This is a genomic window from Lysinibacillus pakistanensis, from assembly GCF_030123245.1.
GTDB lineage: Bacteria > Bacillota > Bacilli > Bacillales_A > Planococcaceae > Lysinibacillus > Lysinibacillus pakistanensis.
On record NZ_CP126101.1, the window covers coordinates 4,710,765 to 4,731,395 of the forward strand.

15 protein-coding genes, 9 tRNA genes and 3 rRNA genes are annotated in these 20,631 nt (G+C 41.2%); 1 reads left to right on the plus strand and 26 read right to left on the minus strand.

Annotated features, from left to right (window positions below; translation table 11 throughout):
* Positions 1-92: 92 nt before the first annotated feature.
* A complete protein-coding gene (locus tag QNH24_RS23415; RefSeq protein ID WP_283872927.1) occupies positions 93-2,036 on the plus strand; it encodes an ABC-F family ATP-binding cassette domain-containing protein in 1,944 nt (647 codons plus the stop codon).
* 451 nt (positions 2,037-2,487) lie between these two features.
* Here QNH24_RS23415 and tsaD read toward each other — a convergent pair whose 3' ends face one another.
* The 26 genes from tsaD to alr form a co-directional block, all read right to left on the minus strand.
* Positions 2,488-3,504, minus strand: a complete 1,017-nt coding sequence (tsaD, locus tag QNH24_RS23420; RefSeq protein ID WP_283869785.1) for a tRNA (adenosine(37)-N6)-threonylcarbamoyltransferase complex transferase subunit TsaD — start codon at positions 3,502-3,504, stop codon at positions 2,488-2,490.
* The gene (rimI, locus tag QNH24_RS23425) at positions 3,504-3,956 is read right to left on the minus strand and encodes a ribosomal protein S18-alanine N-acetyltransferase (protein WP_054771927.1); all 453 of its coding nucleotides are present in this window, start codon (positions 3,954-3,956) and stop codon (positions 3,504-3,506) included. Before rimI ends, tsaD begins: the two co-directional genes overlap by 1 nt.
* Complete coding sequence (tsaB, locus tag QNH24_RS23430; protein WP_283869786.1) at positions 3,949-4,656, minus strand: tRNA (adenosine(37)-N6)-threonylcarbamoyltransferase complex dimerization subunit type 1 TsaB; 708 nt, start codon at positions 4,654-4,656, stop codon at positions 3,949-3,951. The genes rimI and tsaB overlap by 8 nt, the downstream gene beginning before the upstream one ends.
* Positions 4,653-5,102: a tRNA (adenosine(37)-N6)-threonylcarbamoyltransferase complex ATPase subunit type 1 TsaE gene (gene tsaE / locus QNH24_RS23435; RefSeq protein WP_283869788.1), complete on the minus strand. Its 450-nt coding sequence runs from the start codon at positions 5,100-5,102 to the stop codon at positions 4,653-4,655. The genes tsaB and tsaE overlap by 4 nt, the downstream gene beginning before the upstream one ends.
* A 766-nt stretch (positions 5,103-5,868) precedes the next feature.
* Positions 5,869-5,944 (minus strand) — tRNA-Asp (locus QNH24_RS23440).
* Between the two features lie 487 nt (positions 5,945-6,431).
* Positions 6,432-6,547, minus strand: a 5S ribosomal RNA gene (gene rrf, locus QNH24_RS23445).
* Positions 6,548-6,617: 70 nt separating this feature from the next.
* Positions 6,618-9,545 (minus strand): 23S ribosomal RNA (locus QNH24_RS23450).
* A gap of 216 nt (positions 9,546-9,761) precedes the next feature.
* Positions 9,762-11,313 (minus strand): 16S ribosomal RNA (locus QNH24_RS23455).
* Together the 16S, 23S and 5S rRNA genes with 9 tRNA genes alongside form the textbook arrangement of a ribosomal RNA operon.
* 211 nt (positions 11,314-11,524) lie before the next feature.
* Positions 11,525-11,598 (minus strand) — tRNA-Gly (locus QNH24_RS23460).
* Positions 11,599-11,625: 27 nt separating this feature from the next.
* Positions 11,626-11,702, minus strand: a tRNA-Arg gene (locus QNH24_RS23465).
* Positions 11,703-11,727: 25 nt separating this feature from the next.
* Positions 11,728-11,813 (minus strand) — tRNA-Leu (locus QNH24_RS23470).
* A 67-nt stretch (positions 11,814-11,880) separates the two neighbouring features.
* Positions 11,881-11,953: transfer RNA gene (locus tag QNH24_RS23475), tRNA-Lys, on the minus strand.
* Positions 11,954-11,968: 15 nt separating this feature from the next.
* A tRNA-Gln gene (locus QNH24_RS23480) sits at positions 11,969-12,043 on the minus strand.
* A gap of 5 nt (positions 12,044-12,048) precedes the next feature.
* Positions 12,049-12,124, minus strand: a tRNA-Asp gene (locus QNH24_RS23485).
* Positions 12,125-12,160: 36 nt separating this feature from the next.
* Positions 12,161-12,232, minus strand: a tRNA-Glu gene (locus QNH24_RS23490).
* A gap of 1 nt (position 12,233) precedes the next feature.
* A tRNA-Asn gene (locus tag QNH24_RS23495) sits at positions 12,234-12,310 on the minus strand.
* Positions 12,311-12,402: 92 nt separating this feature from the next.
* The gene (locus QNH24_RS23500; RefSeq protein WP_283869789.1) at positions 12,403-12,864 is read right to left on the minus strand and encodes a SprT family protein; all 462 of its coding nucleotides are present in this window, start codon (positions 12,862-12,864) and stop codon (positions 12,403-12,405) included.
* A gap of 65 nt (positions 12,865-12,929) precedes the next feature.
* Entirely contained in the window at positions 12,930-15,104 is a 2,175-nt protein-coding gene (locus QNH24_RS23505) for a Tex family protein (protein WP_283869790.1), read from the minus strand.
* A 149-nt stretch (positions 15,105-15,253) separates the two neighbouring features.
* Positions 15,254-16,039: an RNA polymerase sigma factor SigB gene (gene sigB, locus QNH24_RS23510; protein WP_283869791.1), complete on the minus strand. Its 786-nt coding sequence runs from the start codon at positions 16,037-16,039 to the stop codon at positions 15,254-15,256.
* Positions 16,017-16,487 carry an anti-sigma B factor RsbW gene (gene rsbW / locus QNH24_RS23515; RefSeq protein ID WP_283869792.1) on the minus strand — a complete coding sequence of 157 codons (471 nt, stop codon included), beginning with the start codon at positions 16,485-16,487 and terminating at the stop codon, positions 16,017-16,019. Before rsbW ends, sigB begins: the two co-directional genes overlap by 23 nt.
* Positions 16,487-16,819: an STAS domain-containing protein gene (locus QNH24_RS23520; protein WP_283869793.1), complete on the minus strand. Its 333-nt coding sequence runs from the start codon at positions 16,817-16,819 to the stop codon at positions 16,487-16,489. The genes rsbW and QNH24_RS23520 overlap by 1 nt, the downstream gene beginning before the upstream one ends.
* Before the next feature lie 74 nt (positions 16,820-16,893).
* Positions 16,894-17,892 (minus strand): PP2C family protein-serine/threonine phosphatase, encoded by a 999-nt coding sequence (locus QNH24_RS23525; RefSeq protein ID WP_283869794.1) that lies wholly within the window; start codon positions 17,890-17,892, stop codon positions 16,894-16,896.
* Between the two features lie 9 nt (positions 17,893-17,901).
* A complete protein-coding gene (locus QNH24_RS23530) occupies positions 17,902-18,303 on the minus strand; it encodes an anti-sigma regulatory factor (protein ID WP_283869795.1) in 402 nt (133 codons plus the stop codon).
* Positions 18,304-18,601: 298 nt separating this feature from the next.
* Positions 18,602-18,952 carry a type II toxin-antitoxin system PemK/MazF family toxin gene (locus QNH24_RS23535; RefSeq protein WP_004232054.1) on the minus strand — a complete coding sequence of 117 codons (351 nt, stop codon included), beginning with the start codon at positions 18,950-18,952 and terminating at the stop codon, positions 18,602-18,604.
* A gap of 4 nt (positions 18,953-18,956) precedes the next feature.
* Positions 18,957-19,244: a hypothetical protein gene (locus QNH24_RS23540; protein WP_283872928.1), complete on the minus strand. Its 288-nt coding sequence runs from the start codon at positions 19,242-19,244 to the stop codon at positions 18,957-18,959.
* Positions 19,245-19,484: 240 nt separating this feature from the next.
* Entirely contained in the window at positions 19,485-20,606 is a 1,122-nt protein-coding gene (gene alr / locus QNH24_RS23545; protein ID WP_283869796.1) for an alanine racemase, read from the minus strand.
* Positions 20,607-20,631 lie beyond the last annotated feature (25 nt).

Below are 20,631 nucleotides of genomic sequence, written 5' to 3' on the forward strand. Positions count from 1 at the left end.
CAATCTTACATGACTGCTCGGAATAAGTAAAGCATCGACATTGCAAGCACATCGTTCATCCATTACACTAAGGAAGAATTGAGGTGTCAAGAATGATTGTTTTACAGGTCAATCAACTATATAAATCCTTCCTTGCAGATGAAATATTAAGTGGCGTTAAGTTAGAAGTTCAACATCGTGATCGCGTTGCATTAGTGGGACGAAATGGCGCAGGTAAGTCTACTCTACTAAAAATAATTGCTGGTCAAATGTCATATGATGCGGGCGATATTATTATTCCTAAGGGCATACAAATCGGCTATTTAGAGCAGCACGCTGGATTAAACTCAACCTTGTCGATTTGGGATGAAATGCTAACCATTTTTGAACCGCTTTTAGCACAAGAAAAGACCCTTCGCTCACTAGAACAAAAAATGGCTGATCCAGCAGTTTATGAAGATACTATTTTATATGCCAAAATAATGTCTGAGTACGATCAATTACAGCATAATTTTAAGGATGCAGGTGGCTATCAATATGAATCTGATATCCGTTCAGTGCTTCATGGCATGCAGTTTTATCCTGAGGATTACGAAAAATCCATTCGCTCATTATCAGGAGGACAACGAACTCGTTTAGCACTTGCTAAGCTTCTCTTAAGTAAACCAGATCTTTTAATACTAGATGAGCCTACAAACCATTTAGATATCGAAACGTTATCCTGGCTGGAATCTTATTTAAAAGGCTATGAAGGCGCGATTCTTATTGTTTCCCACGATCGCTATTTCTTAGATCAAGTTGTATCGATTGTCTATGAAGTTTCACGTCATCGTGTAACAAAATATACAGGCAATTATAGTGCTTATTTGGATGAAAAAGCAAAAAATTATGAGCGAGACATGAAAATGTTCGAACGCCAACAGGATGAAAAAGCCAAGCTTGAAGAATTTATTCAAAAAAATATTGCGCGTGCTTCTACGACAAAGATGGCACAAAGTCGTCGTAAGATGTTAGAACGAACAGAATGGATGGAATCTCCTGATGGCGATGAAAAATCGGCAAGCTTTGGTTTCACAATCGATCGTCAAAGTGGAAATGATGTATTATCTGTGGATGATTTAACAATAGGTTATAATGCCAAAAAAATATCAAGTGGCATTCATTTGCGTACCTATAGAGAAGATAGAATTGCGCTTGTTGGGCCAAACGGCGTAGGTAAATCCACTCTATTAAAAACCATTGTAAAAGATTTATCTCCACTCTCTGGAGAAATTCGTTATGGAACAAATGTTCAAATTGGTTACTATGATCAGGAGCAGGCAAAGCTCACAAGCAATAAAAGTGTTTTAAAAGAGCTTTGGGACGAATGGCCATTAATGAATGAAAAGGATATTCGGACTGTTCTAGGCCGCTTCCTATTTAGTGGTGAGGATGTAGATAAAGCTGTGTCCTCTTTATCTGGCGGTGAAAAGGCTAGGCTTGCTCTTGCTAAATTAATGATGCAAAAGGCAAATTTCTTAATTTTAGATGAACCTACTAACCATCTAGACTTAGATAGCAAAGAGGTCTTAGAAAATGCGTTGATTGATTATCCTGGAACATTATTATTTGTATCACATGACAGATATTTTATTAATCGAATTGCTACGAAAGTAGTTGAGCTATCTGGTGATGGTTCCTTCGAGTACTTAGGTGACTATGATTACTATCTAGAAAAGAAACAGGAACTATTAGAACTCGCACAAATGAAGGTAGCTACTCCATCTCAGGGTCAAACAGATGTAACAGAAAAAGTCTCAACCTCTAAAATTGATAAAGAGGCAAAAAAACGAGAACGTCAAATAAGGCGTACGATTGAAGAACTGGAAGATAAAATGCAAAAGGTAATTGCAGAAATAACCCATTTAGAAGCTGAACTTTGTGATCCAGAAATTTTCACAAACCATGAGAAAATCTTACAGCTTCAAGAGGAATTATCCACTGCTAAAGAACAACATGAGCTTTTTGAGTTAGAATGGCTCGAACTTAATGAAGAACTTGAAAATATCATTGTCTAGTTAGATGTAAAGCCGTGTGCCTGACACATGGCTTTTTTCTTTTTTGTTTTTTCTTTTTTCTTTTTTCTTTACCTACGCTTATATTTCATATATATTGGTCAAGTGCTATTTTTCGACAAAAACTGCCCACAGCTTTATGCACACAAAGAATCTAGTAATACCAACATATCAACAGACTTTTCCACATTATCCACAGATTCAAATTATTTTACTCACAGTTTTATGTGAAAAACATGCTACTATATATAGAATAACCACAAGTTATGCACAGGTTATCAACATTTTGTGCATAAGTACGGATGTTCGTTGTTTCTATTTCCACACAATCTGTGGATAATTATCTGAAAAATTTGTCAATTCATCAATGCTCATCATGTAATATTTCTACATTTTTTTCGCATATCAAAAAGAGGTATCATAGAATTTAAACTATGACACCTCTTTCTTCTATTTACACCCAGGATTTCAGCTCCATTCCAGGGCGTCCATTCATCGTTAAATCTCCCCGTATACCTGCTTCAAACATTGGTGTTGCTGCTGCCCCTATCATCGCAGCATTATCTGTACAGAGCTTTAATGGAGGAACAAAAAATGGAATGCCCTCTTCAGCAAAAACCTTCTCAAGCGATGTACGCAAGCCCTTATTAGCTGCCACACCTCCTGCCGCAATGACCTGTTTCACTTTATATTCACGTGCGGCACGTAGTGTTTTTGCTGTTAATACCTCAACCACACTCTCCTGAAAGCCTTTAGCAACAGCAGTAGGAGATATTTTTTCACCGCGTTGATCCATATTATGTTTGTAATTAATTACTGCCGATTTCAAACCACTAAAGCTAAAATCATACGAATCTTCTTCTAGCCAAACTCTTGGAAAGGATACTGCCTCACAATCCTCCTGTGCAAGCTTGTCAATATGTGGCCCTCCAGGATATGGCAAGTTTAGAACACGTGCAACCTTATCGTAAGCTTCCCCTGCTGCATCGTCTCGCGTTTCACCTATGACATCAAAAGAGCCGTGTTCTTTCATATACACAAGCTCCGTATGGCCTCCCGATACAACGAGTGCCAAAAGTGGGAATTCCATTGGTTGGACAAGTGCATTTGCATAAATATGACCTGCTATATGATGAACACCAATAATCGGTAAATTGTTAGCGAAGGCAAAGGCCTTTGCAGCATTAATTCCTATTAACAATGCACCTACTAGACCTGGTCCCTCTGTTACAGCAACTGCATCTAAATCACTTGGATTCATATTTGCTTGTGCTAGGGCTTCTTCAATGACAACCGTAATTTGTTCAACATGATGGCGGGACGCAATTTCAGGTACAACCCCACCAAATCGTTTATGACTTTCTATTTGAGATGCAACAACATTCGAAACGATCTCACAGCCATTTCGAATAATTGCTGCTGCTGTTTCATCACAGCTCGACTCTATTGCTAATATTATTTGATTATCCATTATAAATTCACCCACATAACAAGGGCATCCTCCCCATTATCTGTATAATAGCCTTTTCGTAAGCCACCATCTTGGAAATCTAACTTTCGATAAAGATTTTGAGCAACAGTATTCGTTACTCTCACCTCTAAGCTCATGATTTCCATCTCATTCTGTTGCGCAATTCGCATAGCCTCTCGCATTAATCCTTCACCAATCCCACGACCACGAGCTGACTCTATAACAGCAACATTCGTAATTTGCGCAGCGTCTACTACCATCCACATACCGCAAAAACCAATTATGTGATCTTCTTCATCTATAGCTAAAACATAATGTGCGTATTGATTTTCATGTACTTCATAGTAAAAAGAATCTAGCGTCCATGGCGTTGGGAATGTAGCAAGCTCGATTGCATATACAGCCGGAACATCGTCAATAACCATTTTACGATACGTTATATTACTACTCATCCCTTTTCTCCTTCTGCTCCTTTAGCCAGTTCGCCTCTGCCTCTGCAATACGTTTGTATTGTGGGATAAAGTGATGAACTGCCTCCACACAAGGTAGCTCTAAGGTTGATGCTAATCGAATTGTTTGACTTGCTCGAGGCAAATCATAACTAAAAGGTGCACGACGGGCATCATCACCTAGTACTTCTACAATCCTAGACCAAAAAACAGCAACATCGGCTCCAACAAATAAAATAGGTTCCTCCAGAGTTTTTAAACGTGCTAATAAACCATCAATATGATCATGATAATCATCAAAAATAGTGTCTAATTCTGAACCCCTATAAACAGCCGTATATACATTATTTCTTCGCGCATCAAAAATTGGGCAGATAAATCCTTCATATAAAGCAGCATTTGCAGCTAATGCTTTCAAGCTTGATATCCCAATTAGAGGCTTTTGCAGTGTCCATGCTAGTGTTTTAGCCAGTGTTACACCAATTCGTACTCCTGTATAGGAACCTGGCCCCTCTGATACCGCAATTGCATCTAACTCGCTTGGCTTTATGTTGGCACGTGCAAGTACATCCTCAATAGCAGGCATCGCTCCTGCTGAATGTGTTAATTTTATATTTTGTACAATCTCTGCAATCACTTGCCCATCCCTTACAACAGCAATAGACAGCGGTGCATTCGCTGTTTCAATCCCTAACCAAATCATTTTATTAGCTCCTCACATAATGCCTCATATCGCTTTCCATGAGGTGTTAACACAAATCGTCGTTGATTTTCCCCGATTCGGTAAATCTCTATTCCTAAACGCTCCTGCGGTAAATCTTGTTCAATTAGATGTGCCCACTCTACAACTGATACAGCATCTCCGTAAAATAGCTCATCCCATCCAAGATCTTCGTCACTTTCAGCTAATCGATAAACATCTAAATGATTGAATGGTAAACGTCCTTCATATTGCTTCACAATCGTAAATGTTGGGCTATTTACCGTTCTCTTTACACCTAGCCCTTTCGCTAAGGCTTTTGTAAATGTCGTCTTCCCGGCACCCAAATCCCCCTCCAACGTTATCGTATCCCGGGCTTCTAGTAAGTTGGCAAGTTTCAATGCAAAGCTTTCAGTATCATCCAGTGAGTTCATTATTATTTCATACATCATGTCTTTTTCCTTTCCAAGCTACATTATCTCTAGTTTACCGAAACAAGCGTAAATGTTCAAAGCATCCAATGTTTCTTAAAAAATTAATTTAAGTACATATAGAAAGATCCATTATACCTTAGCATAATTGCATCCAATCGGCTTTGTACTTAGGCCTGATTGATGCAGGTCAGTTAGCCGTTATCGCATGGAACCGATGATTTTAGGCAACATCCTTTACTAATTCCTTTTCAATTCCGTGACATCCGCTGGAGGCTTTAGGCCAACAGATGTTTTTTCGAGCGAAAGCGTAGTGTTAACGCAGCAACATGATGTTGGTCACTCAGTCGTATGTTGTTGTTGTTGCTGTCGCTTCGCTTTCGCACAGTTAAAACCATGTTGTTGTTCGCTTTCGCACAGATAAAACCGTATTGCCGTCGCTTCGCCACGGGACGTGGGGTTCTTAGACTGAGTCCCTCTATTTCAGCGGGTGTATGGACATTCACTGAATAGTAACTTAAATTGTCATTCATCTCACCACTTATAGAGGTGGAAGATTTCTGTCCGCAATGCTTTCGATACAAAAAACATTTGCTGAAAGAAGTTAAAAACACGTCTCCTTTATGGAAGACGCATTTATGTTCATGAATTAAAGTTTTTTATTTGTTCTATGGTAAATAACGGGCTATATTTACCATAAATTTCATATCGACATTTAATACTCAAATAAAAAAAGCTCTTATGATTAATAAAATCATAAGAACTGCAAATTTAACATTTAAAATGGCGGTCCCGACCGGGATCGAACCGGCGATCTCCTGCGTGACAGGCAGGCATGTTAACCGCTACACCACGGGACCTTTCTAAGACATTAATAAATATATCATAGAGAAACTATACATGCAATCTTTTTTATCACTTTAGTTGTAATAGATTACGAAATAATAACTGGTTGCAAGTTTAAAATCAGCTTATCATCATCACTTAAAATATTTTCCATTGTTTTATATTTTTTCTGGTCGAAAAATTAAAGCCAGAAAGTACGTCCATTAAACCATTTAAATCTCTAAAAGAAACAATTCTTTATTAAACTGCTCTTAAATTTAAATGCACAGAAGAAGCCAATTTTACTCAAAGTATTTCTAATATAAAAATTAATATTAATAAAATTATCCATATCTATTATGAGTAAGACAGAACTATAAATGAGAATATCCTTTTATAAGCTATGAAAGATCAACTCCATCATCACCAGTATAACTCTCGCTCGAAATTTTTTTAAACACGTTATTATCATCCTGCAACCATAATAAAAAAGCCAAGGAATTAATCCTTGGCTTTTTAAATGCCTAGCGACGTCCTACTCTCACAGGGGGAAGCCCCCAACTACCATCGGCGCTAAAGAGCTTAACTTCCGTGTTCGGTATGGGAACGGGTGTGACCTCTTTGCCATCATCACTAGACCTTGTATTTAGTTGAAAGATGTTATTCTTTCAAAACTGGATAAACGGCGCATTGAATGCTTCAAACATATTGGTTAAGTCCTCGATCGATTAGTATTCGTCAGCTCCATGTGTCACCACACTTCCACCTCGAACCTATCTACCTCATCGTCTTTGAGGGATCTTACTTACTTGCGTAATGGGAAATCTCATCTTGAGGGGGGCTTCATGCTTAGATGCTTTCAGCACTTATCCCGTCCACACATAGCTACCCAGCGATGCCTTTGGCAAGACAACTGGTACACCAGCGGTGTGTCCATCCCGGTCCTCTCGTACTAAGGACAGCTCCTCTCAAATTTCCTACGCCCACGACGGATAGGGACCGAACTGTCTCACGACGTTCTGAACCCAGCTCGCGTACCGCTTTAATGGGCGAACAGCCCAACCCTTGGGACCGACTACAGCCCCAGGATGCGATGAGCCGACATCGAGGTGCCAAACCTCCCCGTCGATGTGGACTCTTGGGGGAGATAAGCCTGTTATCCCCGGGGTAGCTTTTATCCGTTGAGCGATGGCCCTTCCATGCGGAACCACCGGATCACTAAGCCCGTCTTTCGACCCTGCTCGACTTGTAGGTCTCGCAGTCAAGCTCCCTTGTGCCTTTACACTCTACGAATGATTTCCAACCATTCTGAGGGAACCTTTGGGCGCCTCCGTTACCTTTTAGGAGGCGACCGCCCCAGTCAAACTGTCCGCCTGACACTGTCTCCTGCCCCGCTAAGGGGCATGGGTTAGAATTTCAATACAACCAGGGTAGTATCCCACCGACGCCTCCTTCGAAGCTGGCGCTCCGAGATCTCTGGCTCCTACCTATCCTGTACAAGTTGTACCAAAATTCAATATCAGGCTACAGTAAAGCTCCACGGGGTCTTTCCGTCCTGTCGCGGGTAACCTGCATCTTCACAGGTACTATAATTTCACCGAGTCTCTCGTTGAGACAGTGCCCAGATCGTTACGCCTTTCGTGCGGGTCGGAACTTACCCGACAAGGAATTTCGCTACCTTAGGACCGTTATAGTTACGGCCGCCGTTTACTGGGGCTTCAATTCGCAGCTTCGCTTGCGCTAACCACTCCTCTTAACCTTCCAGCACCGGGCAGGCGTCAGCCCCTATACGTCACCTTACGGTTTTGCAGAGACCTGTGTTTTTGCTAAACAGTCGCCTGGGCCTATTCACTGCGGCTCTCATGCGCTTGCACGCTCAAGAGCACCCCTTCTCCCGAAGTTACGGGGTCATTTTGCCGAGTTCCTTAACGAGAGTTCTCTCGCACACCTTAGGATTCTCTCCTCGACTACCTGTGTCGGTTTGCGGTACGGGCACCTCTCACCTCGATAGAGGCTTTTCTTGGCAGTGTGAAATCAGGAACTTCGTCCATACGGACTCGCCATCACAGCTCAACGTTACAGTGTGCGGATTTGCCTACACACACGCCTTACTGCTTGGACGCGCACAACCAACGGCGCGCTTACCCTATCCTACTGCGTCCCCCCATTTCTCAAACGGTGAGGAGGTGGTACAGGAATATCAACCTGTTGTCCATCGCCTACGCCTATCGGCCTCGGCTTAGGTCCCGACTAACCCTGAGCGGACGAGCCTTCCTCAGGAAACCTTAGTCATACGGTGGACGGGATTCTCACCCGTCTTTCGCTACTCATACCGGCATTCTCACTTCTAAGCGCTCCACCAGTCCTTCCGGTCTGACTTCAACGCACTTAGAACGCTCTCCTACCACTGACATCGTAGATGTCAATCCACAGCTTCGGTGAATCGTTTAGCCCCGATACATTTTCGGCGCAGCGTCACTCGACCAGTGAGCTATTACGCACTCTTTAAATGATGGCTGCTTCTAAGCCAACATCCTGGTTGTCTGTGCAACGCCACATCCTTTTCCACTTAACGATTACTTTGGGACCTTAGCTGGTGGTCTGGGCTGTTTCCCTTTTGACTACGGATCTTATCACTCGCAGTCTGACTCCCGTGTATAAATATCTGGCATTCGGAGTTTGTCTGAATTCGGTAAACCGGGATGGCCCCCTAGTCCAAACAGTGCTCTACCTCCAGTATTCTCATCACGAGGCTAGCCCTAAAGCTATTTCGGAGAGAACCAGCTATCTCCAAGTTCGATTGGAATTTCTCCGCTACCCACACCTCATCCCCGCACTTTTCAACGTGCGTGGGTTCGGGCCTCCAGTAAGTGTTACCTTACCTTCACCCTGGACATGGGTAGATCACCTGGTTTCGGGTCTACGACCACGTACTATTTCGCCCTATTCAGACTCGCTTTCGCTGCGGCTCCGCCTTCTAAAGCTTAACCTCGCACGTAATCGTAACTCGCCGGTTCATTCTACAAAAGGCACGCTATCACCCATTAACGGGCTCTAACTACTTGTAGGCACACGGTTTCAGGATCTCTTTCACTCCCCTCCCGGGGTGCTTTTCACCTTTCCCTCACGGTACTGGTTCACTATCGGTCACTAGGTAGTATTTAGCCTTGGGAGATGGTCCTCCCGGATTCCGACGGAATTTCACGTGTTCCGCCGTACTCAGGATCCACTCTGGAGAGAACGAACTTTCGACTACAGGGCTTTTACCTGCTCTGGCGGACCTTTCCAAGTCGCTTCATCTAACTCGCTCTTTTGTAACTCCGTATAGAGTGTCCTACAACCCCAAGAGGCAAGCCTCTTGGTTTGGGCTCTTCCCGTTTCGCTCGCCGCTACTCAGGGAATCGATTTTTCTTTCTCTTCCTCCAGGTACTTAGATGTTTCAGTTCCCTGGGTCTGCCTTCAAGACGCTATGTATTCACGTCAAGATACTACGCGATTAAACGTAGTGGGTTCCCCCATTCGGAAATCTCCGGATCAAAGCTCACTTACAGCTCCCCGAAGCATATCGGTGTTAGTGCCGTCCTTCTTCGGCTCCTAGTGCCAAGGCATTCGCCGTGCGCCCTTAATAACTTAACCTGCAGCTTCCGATAAAAACTATCGAAACCTTTTTAATGTTATTAAGCCTATAAAAAAACTTAAAAAATAAATGTGTTTGTTACAATTTCAATGTCGTTTTATCCAGTTTTCAAAGAACAAGTTTTGAAGTATTTCATTCGGAAGAATGAACCTTCAAAACTGAACGCAAAACGTAATCTTACAAACCCAAGGTTTGTATTCCGAAAATATCCTTAGAAAGGAGGTGATCCAGCCGCACCTTCCGATACGGCTACCTTGTTACGACTTCACCCCAATCATCTATCCCACCTTCGGCGGCTGGCTCCAAAAGGTTACCTCACCGACTTCGGGTGTTACAAACTCTCGTGGTGTGACGGGCGGTGTGTACAAGGCCCGGGAACGTATTCACCGCGGCATGCTGATCCGCGATTACTAGCGATTCCGGCTTCATGTAGGCGAGTTGCAGCCTACAATCCGAACTGAGAACGACTTTATCGGATTAGCTCCCTCTCGCGAGTTGGCAACCGTTTGTATCGTCCATTGTAGCACGTGTGTAGCCCAGGTCATAAGGGGCATGATGATTTGACGTCATCCCCACCTTCCTCCGGTTTATCACCGGCAGTCACCTTAGAGTGCCCAACTAAATGATGGCAACTAAGATCAAGGGTTGCGCTCGTTGCGGGACTTAACCCAACATCTCACGACACGAGCTGACGACAACCATGCACCACCTGTCACCGTTGCCCCCGAAGGGGAAACTATATCTCTACAGTGGTCAACGGGATGTCAAGACCTGGTAAGGTTCTTCGCGTTGCTTCGAATTAAACCACATGCTCCACCGCTTGTGCGGGCCCCCGTCAATTCCTTTGAGTTTCAGTCTTGCGACCGTACTCCCCAGGCGGAGTGCTTAATGCGTTAGCTGCAGCACTAAGGGGCGGAAACCCCCTAACACTTAGCACTCATCGTTTACGGCGTGGACTACCAGGGTATCTAATCCTGTTTGCTCCCCACGCTTTCGCGCCTCAGCGTCAGTTACAGACCAGAAAGTCGCCTTCGCCACTGGTGTTCCTCCAAATCTCTACGCATTTCACCGCTACACTTGGAATTCCACTTTCCTCTTCTGCACTCAAGTCCCCCAGTTTCCAATGACCCTCCACGGTTGAGCCGTGGGCTTTCACATCAGACTTAAAGGACCGCCTGCGCGCGCTTTACGCCCAATAATTCCGGACAACGCTTGCCACCTACGTATTACCGCGGCTGCTGGCACGTAGTTAGCCGTGGCTTTCTAATAAGGTACCGTCAAGGTACAGCCAGTTACTACTGTACTTGTTCTTCCCTTACAACAGAGTTTTACGATCCGAAAACCTTCTTCACTCACGCGGCGTTGCTCCATCAGGCTTTCGCCCATTGTGGAAGATTCCCTACTGCTGCCTCCCGTAGGAGTCTGGGCCGTGTCTCAGTCCCAGTGTGGCCGATCACCCTCTCAGGTCGGCTACGCATCGTCGCCTTGGTGAGCCATTACCTCACCAACTAGCTAATGCGCCGCGGGCCCATCCTATAGCGACAGCCGAAACCGTCTTTCAGTATGTCACCATGAGGTGACATAGATTATTCGGTATTAGCCCCGGTTTCCCGGAGTTATCCCAAACTATAGGGTAGGTTGCCCACGTGTTACTCACCCGTCCGCCGCTAACGTCAAAGGAGCAAGCTCCTTCTCTGTTCGCTCGACTTGCATGTATTAGGCACGCCGCCAGCGTTCGTCCTGAGCCAGGATCAAACTCTCCATAAAAGAAATTTGATTAGCTCAAATTGTTTTGCTGGCATCAATTTTGATGTCCAAAATTTTTGTTTTGTTCACTAGCAAAAGCTAGCTACTAAAAACTATATTGATTACGTTTTGCTTGTTCAGTTTTCAAGGTTCATAACGTCACTTCGAAGCGACAACTATTATATCATATTACACATGAGCGTAATTGTCAATAATTTTTTAAAAGTTTTTTTGGAGCGGGTGATGAGAATCGAACTCACGACATCAGCTTGGAAGGCTGAGGTTTTACCATTAAACTACACCCGCACAAAATATTAAAGTTTTTTTATAAAATGGCGCGCCCGGCAGGAGTCGAACCCACAACCTTCTGATCCGTAGTCAGACGCTCTATCCAATTGAGCTACGGGCGCAAATATTAATATTTCAAAATCGACTTGGTGCGGCCGAGAGGACTTGAACCTCCACGGGGTTGCCCCCACTAGGCCCTCAACCTAGCGCGTCTGCCATTCCGCCACGACCGCATTCAATTAGGAACTTTCTTATTATACTATGATAATCCGAAAAATCAACCTTTTTTTCTTAAAAAGATGAGCCATGAAGGACTCGAACCTTCGACCCTCTGATTAAAAGTCAGATGCTCTACCAACTGAGCTAATGGCTCTAATTAAGAAATGAATGGCTGGGGTACTAGGATTCGAACCTAGGCATGACGGAATCAAAATCCGTTGCCTTACCGCTTGGCTATACCCCAATAAGTGGCGGTCCCGACCGGGATCGAACCGGCGATCTCCTGCGTGACAGGCAGGCATGTTAACCGCTACACCACGGGACCAATGTTACTACATTTTAAGAAATATTACGAATGAAATGACCCCTACGGGATTCGAACCCGTGTTACCGCCGTGAAAGGGCGGTGTCTTAACCACTTGACCAAGGGGCCATGGCTCCGAAGGCAGGACTCGAACCTGCGACAACCTGATTAACAGTCAGGTGCTACTACCAACTGAGCTACTTCGGAATAATTCAATGTAATTCGTCGTTGTTATCTTGTCGACTTTTACTATTATAGTGATACATCAAGTAAACGTCAACCCTTTTTTAAAAGTTTTTTTATTCTTGTAGTTTTAAACGTCCTAAGCATTTGCTACAGCAGTATTTCTCGACATTCATTCTAATCTTTCTTACATATATCTGTTGGCATTTAACACACGAATATGTATAGAGTCGACGTTGCTTTTTTCGCAAAGTACTAGGTGTCTGAAGAGTTGAGCAAAACCGGGGAGCATTTACTTTTTTTAATAATTCTCGAAAATCTTTATCTCGATGCTGATAACCCTTACCCTCTAAATGTAAATGATAGTGGCAAAGCTCGTGACGAACGATACCCTTTACTTCCTCAAGACCATACAATTCATATGCTTTTGGATTAATTTCTATATTATGTGATTGTAAGAGATAACGCCCACCAGTAGATCGTAACCTTGCATTAAAATATGCTAGATGCATGAAAGGCTTTTGGAAACTTTCTAATGATATTCTACTGACAAGCTTTTGAAGTTCCTCATTGTTCATATCAAGATCACCTCTAACAACAAGAATACCACACTGCTTAGTATAGACAGTGTGGTTTAAATTTATTACATTTCCATTATTTGATTTTCAGGAGGCAGCATAGTTAATGAAATGCGCCCTTTTTTCACATCAATTTGTTCTACCCAAACTGTTACAATATCTCCTAGCGCAACTACTTCTAGAGGATGCTTAATACGCTTTTTTTGTAATTTAGAAATGTGCACAAGCCCATCCTGCTTCACACCAATATCAATAAAAGCTCCGAAATCAACAACATTTCTGACTGTCCCTTGTAGTTCCATGCCAACTTGTAAATCTTCCATCTTTAATACATCTGTTTTTAATAGTGGCTGTGGGAATGCATCACGCGGGTCACGGCTTGGCTTCATTAATGTATCGACTATATCACGAATTGTAACCACCCCAATATCAAGTACCTCACTTAAATTTTGAACATCTAGGTTAGCAATTGCCTCTTCTGCCTTCTGTGTACCAAGCTCATTTTTATTTATTTCTGCAACCTCTAATATTTGCTCAGCCAAACTATAGCTTTCAGGGTGAATACCCGTTGCATCAAACGGATTTTTTGCTTCAGGTATTCGTAAGAAACCAATTGCTTGTTCGTATGTTTTTGCCCCAAGTCGCGGAATTTTCTTTAATTGAGTACGTGTGGTGAACTGCCCGTTTTCCTCTCGCATCTTCACAATATTCTCTGCAACAGTTTTTGATAACCCAGAAACATGTTGTAATAAAGAGGCTGAGGCAGTATTAACGTCTACACCAACTTGGTTAACGGCTGTCTCTACGATAAATGTTAAGGATTCAGTCAATTTCTTTTGTGATACATCGTGCTGGTACTGACCTACCCCAACCGCCTTAGGCTCAATTTTTACTAACTCTGACAAAGGATCTTGTAGACGACGTGCAATAGAAACAGCACTGCGCTGCTCTACCTGTAAATCTGGGAACTCTGCCCGTGCAATCTCTGATGCAGAATAAACAGATGCACCCGCTTCATTGACAATTACATAGGCTATTTCGGTATCAAGCTCGTTTATAACATCAGCAATAAATTGTTCTGTTTCACGTGAGGCAGTCCCATTACCAATAGCAATTATTTGAATTGGGTATTTTGCTAATAATTCCTTTACAACGGCCTTAGATTTTGCTACGTCAGGCTTAGGAGGGTGAGGATAAATGGCTGTAACCTCTAACATTTTCCCTGTTTCATCAACAACTGCTAGCTTACAGCCGGTACGATATGCAGGGTCAACGCCTAATACATATTTCCCTTTCATAGGTGGTTGTAAAAGCAGATTGCGCAAGTTTTCCGAGAAGATATGAATAGCCTGCGCTTCAGCCTTTTCAGTAAGCTCATTTCGTAATTCTCTTTCAATCGAAGGCTGGATTAAGCGTTTATAAGAATCCTCAATCGCAAGCTTTACCTCAGCGATTGCTGGAGAAGAACCAGTTGCCGGAATCCACTCTTTCCACATAATCATTAATACACGCTCTACTGGAACATTTATGGCTACCTTTAAAACTTCTTCTTTCTCTCCTCGGTTTACCGCTAAAATACGATGAGGAACAATTCGATTTACAGGTTCTTCATATTCATAGTACATTTCAAAAACGTTTTTATCATCTGCCTCCGCATTTTTCACACTAGTCACGAGTAGACCGTCTTTCCATGAATACGCACGTATTTTCTCACGAATTGCTGCGTCATCAGCAAAACGCTCGGCTAAAATATCTCTTGCACCAGCCAATGCATCCTCTGTGTTTGTAACAGTTTCCCCATCTATGAATTGGACAGTTAATTGCGCTAATGTATCAGAGCGATATTCTAATAAAAGATCCGCAAGAGGTTCTAGTCCTTTTTCTTTCGCAATTGTCGCCTTTGTACGACGCTTTTGTTTATACGGTCGATATAGATCTTCTACCCGCTGTAAAACAATTGCTGCTTGGATAGCTTGTTCTAATTCCGGTGTTAACTTATTTTGTTCTTGAATTAATCGAATAACCTCTTCTTTGCGATGTTCAAGCTGCTGTATGTAGTGATAACGCTCCTCTACAGCTTTAATTTGCACCTCATCAAGGGACCCAGTAGCTTCTTTTCGATAGCGTGCTATGAACGGTACGGTATTTCCCTCTTCTAATAATTTAATAACAGCCTCTGCCTGGCCTGGCTTGATTGCAACATCCTTTGCAATAAGCTGTAACAATTGATTTTGATCCACTTCATCACTACCTTTTTTCTTTTCATTTTACCATTACACTTTACTAAAAATGCAAAAAAATAGTCTACTCTAAACATAGAGTAAACTATTTCAATGACACTGACATTATAACCTTTGTAATTTTAGCAAAAATGCCTTTACCTAAACGTTTAGAGCGAAACGCTGCCACTTGCTAAGATAACCTCCTGTAATTTCTTTATTGCTTTTCTTTGTATTCGAGATACATGCATTTGAGAAATTCCTAATAGTTCTCCAGCTTCTTTTTGACTAAGTTGCTCTAAATATGTAAGCTGAATGATTTGTTTTTCCCTATCATTTAAAACGTTCATGGCCTCAGAAACAATTAATCTTTTATTGGTTATTTCATAGCCATCATCTACTTTACCCATTATATCAAACAAGGTTACTGTACTTCCGTCTGAATCTGACTCTATTGAATGATCCATAGAAAGAGCTTGATAACTACGACTCATCTCCATAGCCTCAAGAACTTCTTCCTCTTCCACTTCTAATTGATCTGCAATTTCTTTAATAGATGGAGAACGCTGCAACTCAATGGTCAGCGCTTCCACTGTTGTTTTAATTCGCGGTCCCAGCTCTTTTATACGTCTTGGTACATGAACGTCCCATGTTTTATCGCGTAAAAAACGTTTAATCTCTCCAACAATCGTTGGTACAGCAAATGCCTCAAAACTTCTACCAACATTGGGATCAAAACGTCTAATTGCACCAAGTAATCCTAGCATACCTACTTGAACAATATCATCATAATAAGATTTTCCATTCGAATACTTGCGTGCTATGGATTCAACTAAATATCGATAATGAATCACTAAATTTGTTTGCGCTTCATCATCCTCAGTTGATTGGTACAATGCAATCCACTCTAATACATCTTCATTGGACGAAGATTTATGTAGTGATTCTTTCGACATTTTTTTCCACCTGCTCCCTAGTGACATACTTTGTCATAAAGACAGTTACGCCACCATCGTTATTAATCATCACCTCATCCATCAAAGTTTCCATTAAATAGAGTCCCAAACCACCTTCACGTAAACCAGCTATACAATCTCCAGGATGATATGGCCCAATTTTTGACTTAATCTCTTCAAAATTAAAACTATTTCCATAGTCCGCAACCATCATTTCGAGTTTATTTTCATACAAGGCACATCCAATAACGATTTCACCTTCTTCATCATCCTTATATGCATGATGTACTACGTTTGTAACTGCTTCACTTGCTGCGATTTTTAAATCCTCGATATCATCATAATTAAAGCCAACTCGACTAGCTAAGCCAGAAACCGTTAACCGAATTACACTGACAAATTGCGGTTTTGCAGGAACCCTTATTTCAATATAATCAAATTCCTTCATTATCTTAATTCCACCTTTTTATCAGTTTCGATATCCATTAAATCGCTTAATCCAGTAATTTCAAATAGCCGTTGTAATCTATTCGATAAACCAACAAGTTTTACTTTTCCATTTTCACGTAATGCTTTTTTATAAAAAGCTACAAAAATACCCAAACCTGTACTATCCATATAATTTACTTTTGATAAATTAAGTTCTATTTCTAACCCTTCAGTAATTTTTATAGCCTCTAGCTCCTCACGTAGAACTGAAGCAGTAAAGGTATCTATTTCACCCTCTACGAATCCATATAATTTATAATCAATTTCTTTAAAATGTATTGCCACGTCCATATAGCACACCTCCACCATATTTGTTAGACTGTACTTCATTTCCCACTTATGAAAAAAATTAAACCTTCTACATCCTATTTTTTTAAAATAACAACTGTAAAATCATCCGATAGTTTAAAATCCTGTAGCTCCTCAATTTGTTTATAAAGAAGATTACATAGCTCTTGGGCTGTCAAATGCTTATTCTCTGCAATCAATGCTGTAATAATCTCTCGTGAGTTCAATTCTTCATGTGATCTAAATTCAGTAACACCATCTGTCATCATCAGGATGATATCATTTTTCTCTAAAGTAATTTCTTTATATATATACTTTGTTTCAGGCAGTACACCCAATAATAGACCTTTTGCCTCCAAAGTAAAAAATTCATCTCGTCTAGCACAATAATGAAGCGCTGGCTCATGACCTGCTGAAGCGTAGGAAAAAGTATTTTTTTGTAGATCCAAACAGCCGTAAAACATGGAAACAAACATACTATCATCCACGCCTTTTTCAATTACTCGATTAATAACTTCGAGCACATATGTAGGATCTTTATACGTATATTCTAATGTTTCAAGACCATATTTCACCATAGACATACATAAAGCAGCCGGAACCCCTTTTCCTACCACGTCTGTCACCGCTACACTCAAATAATCCTCCCGACCATGTAAAAAATGTACATAATCCCCATTCATTTTGCGAATTGGAATTGATACCATTCCTATGTCAACACTAGTTAAATGCGGTACAACCGTTTTGAGTAGTGTTTTTTGAATGTTTGTAGCGATTTTCATTTCCAATTCATATTCAGCTTGTTTTTGCAATAAGCTTTGGTGCTCCCTATGTGCCATGCCATAATGGACCATTACCTCAATTAGAAAATCATATGCTGATTGTTCCTCTCTCATTCTATCAGGTAATATTTTGCTAACTGCGTTTTTGTGGATACTTACAACTTCCTCTGGAGAAACATTTTTTTGGATTAGCTGACGTGTGAAGTTTTGAGCAATATATAAATTTCTCTCTGTTTGGTCAGTCAAGTAATCTGACAAAATTTTCTTATACTGTGACTCTAATCGATCCAACATTACCACATCCTATCGCAGCCATTTTTCAGCTCTGATGGTAGTACCCTCTCCAATAACTGAGTGGATGGTCATTGTATCCATTAAACGATTCACGCCTGGTAAACCTGCTCCAAGCCCTCCAGAAGTAGAGTAACCATCCTCCATCACCTCTCGAACATCTTTTATTCCCGGACCTTGGTCAGTTGCAATAATAATTATTTTCTTTTCTGCGTCCGTTTCAATTTTTTCAATTTCAATGAAGCCAACATTTGCATATAAGTATATATTTCGAGCCAATTCACTAATAGCTGTAGTTATTCTAGCCTGATCAACAGTGCCAAATCCAAGTGCCTTTGCTTCATTGCGCCCCAGTTGTCTTGCTGTAACTATATCCCATTCAGTAATAATTTCAACCGAAGACCTCATTGCCACCGCTGTCCCCCCAATTCCTTTCGGAGTTATACTGTACACTTATATTCGACCTGAATTTTTATTTGTTTTAATCTCATTTCATAAATCTTATAAATGGTAAATTCTATGTATATTTTCATAAACCTTTCTATAATTTTTTCAAAAATCTATTTTGAATAATAACTTATTTTCCCCTTAAATCTATTAATACCATTTTCAAATACCAAATTCAATTTATGGAAATGAAGTATTTGAGAGTTTAATTCAAAAAAGCATCGAGATGAAAAATCATCTCGATGCCTCTATACATATATGTATATCAAAATTTGACAAGCCCTAAACTAATCATCAGTGCACCATCAACCTTCTCCATCACTGCATGATCAAGCTGCGTAATACGATCTGTCAATCTTGACTTATCGATTGTTCGCACTTGCTCGAGCAGAATAACCGAGTCACGTTCAAAACCATACTTTTCAGCATTGATTTCAACATGAGTCGGTAACTTTGCTTTCTGAATCTGTGCAGTTATGGCTGCGATGATGACAGTCGGACTAAATCGATTGCCAATATCATTTTGAATAATCAGCACCGGTCTAGTCCCTCCTTGCTCGGACCCAATTACCGGCGATAAATCTGCAAAAAAAACGTCACCACGTTTTACATTCAAAGTGTCATCCCCCGCTAACGAGACGCTCCACCATATGTTGTGCTTCATATTCCGCATGCAAGCATTCACTTGCAATCATCAGATTTATATGAGACATTTCAACATATCCTTTCATCATAGCTTCCCGTATTTGATTTGGTTGCTCCTGCATTAAAATATTGCGCGACAAAATACGCGCAAACGATTCACCTTCAATTACTTCCTTTGTTTGTAGAAATAGTCTATCCTGAACAGCAATTGTAGCTTCTCTTAACTTTTTCTCGTACACAGCAAGCACCTCCAACGGAACCATCCACTTTTTCATTACTACTCATTCTATCATTGAAAGATATTGTTGAAAAGACATGAAATGACAAAATATCTGACAATTTGAAGGACAAGTTGTAAAAATATGTAGGTTGTCGAAGGTATATGCCGATTTACCTTATTAGCAACGATCAGTAAATTAAATTTTTGGTGATATTTTCTCCAGTGTTAATTATTCACCAATATATGAAAGAAAGTTTTTTTCATTGTGCCTGCTTAAAATCAACTAAACGTATACTCGTGGTACTCTTGCTGTAATTATGCATGGTACTTCGTAATTAATGGTTTCAAGTTTAACAGCCCATTCATCTATTGAAATGACATCTTTCCCTTGACGACCAATAAGTGTTACCTTCTCCCCTATAGCATATGCTTTTGGTAAGGCAACCATACATTGGTCCATACAAATTCGTCCAACTATCGGCATTCTTTGACCATCAATTAATACTTCTTGACCGCCTAGTTTACGAATTGCCCCATCTGCATAGCCTATTGGTATGGTTCCTATCCACAAATCTGAAGGGGCAGCATACGTAGCTCCATAGCCAATAGAATCTCCTGCTTGTAATTGCTTCACATGGACAAGCTCACTTTCAAGTGTAAACGCAGGCTGTAATTGGAAAGGTAGAATACCTTCCACATATGACGACGGTGATAATCCATACATTGAAATACCATATCTGACAGCGTCATATTGGAAATGAGCGCCTTTAACTAAAGAAGTAGCCGTATTTGAGGCATGGACAAGTCTAGGTTTCTCAGGCAAAGCAGAAAGGCATTGCTCAAAGAAATGAGCTTGTCTATCGAAGTAGGATGTATCCTCCTCATCTGCTGTTGCAAAATGCGTGAATATCCCATCAAGTTTCATATTATTTGCTGTTTGAATTATGTCAGAAAGCTCCAAAAGCTCTTGTTCAGAGCGAACGCCGATTCTCCCCATTCCACTATCTACTTTTATATGTAGTCGTAACGGGTCTGCTTCGTGCGCTATTAACGGAGCAGCCTGCTGGACCCATTCACTTGCAAATACCGTAAGAATAATGCGCTTTTGAGCTGCAAAAGGTACAAACGAAACTGGAGATGCACCCAAAACTAGTATGTCAGGTTCTTCAAAATGTGCTCGAATATGTAATGCTTCGTCGGGTGTTGCTACGGCAAGGATAGTAGCGCCAGCTTCTAAGGCTGCTTTAGCAACAGCTACATCTCCATGACCATATGCATTGGCTTTTACTACAGCAATAATTTGAACATTTGGTCGAAGTAGTTTTTTCAAATTTTGTACGTTTTGTTGGATTGCTTGTAAGTCTATAATTGCTTTTGTTGGTCTAAAATGCTGCTGTGTCATCATTAGGATACCCTCTTTATTTTTTATT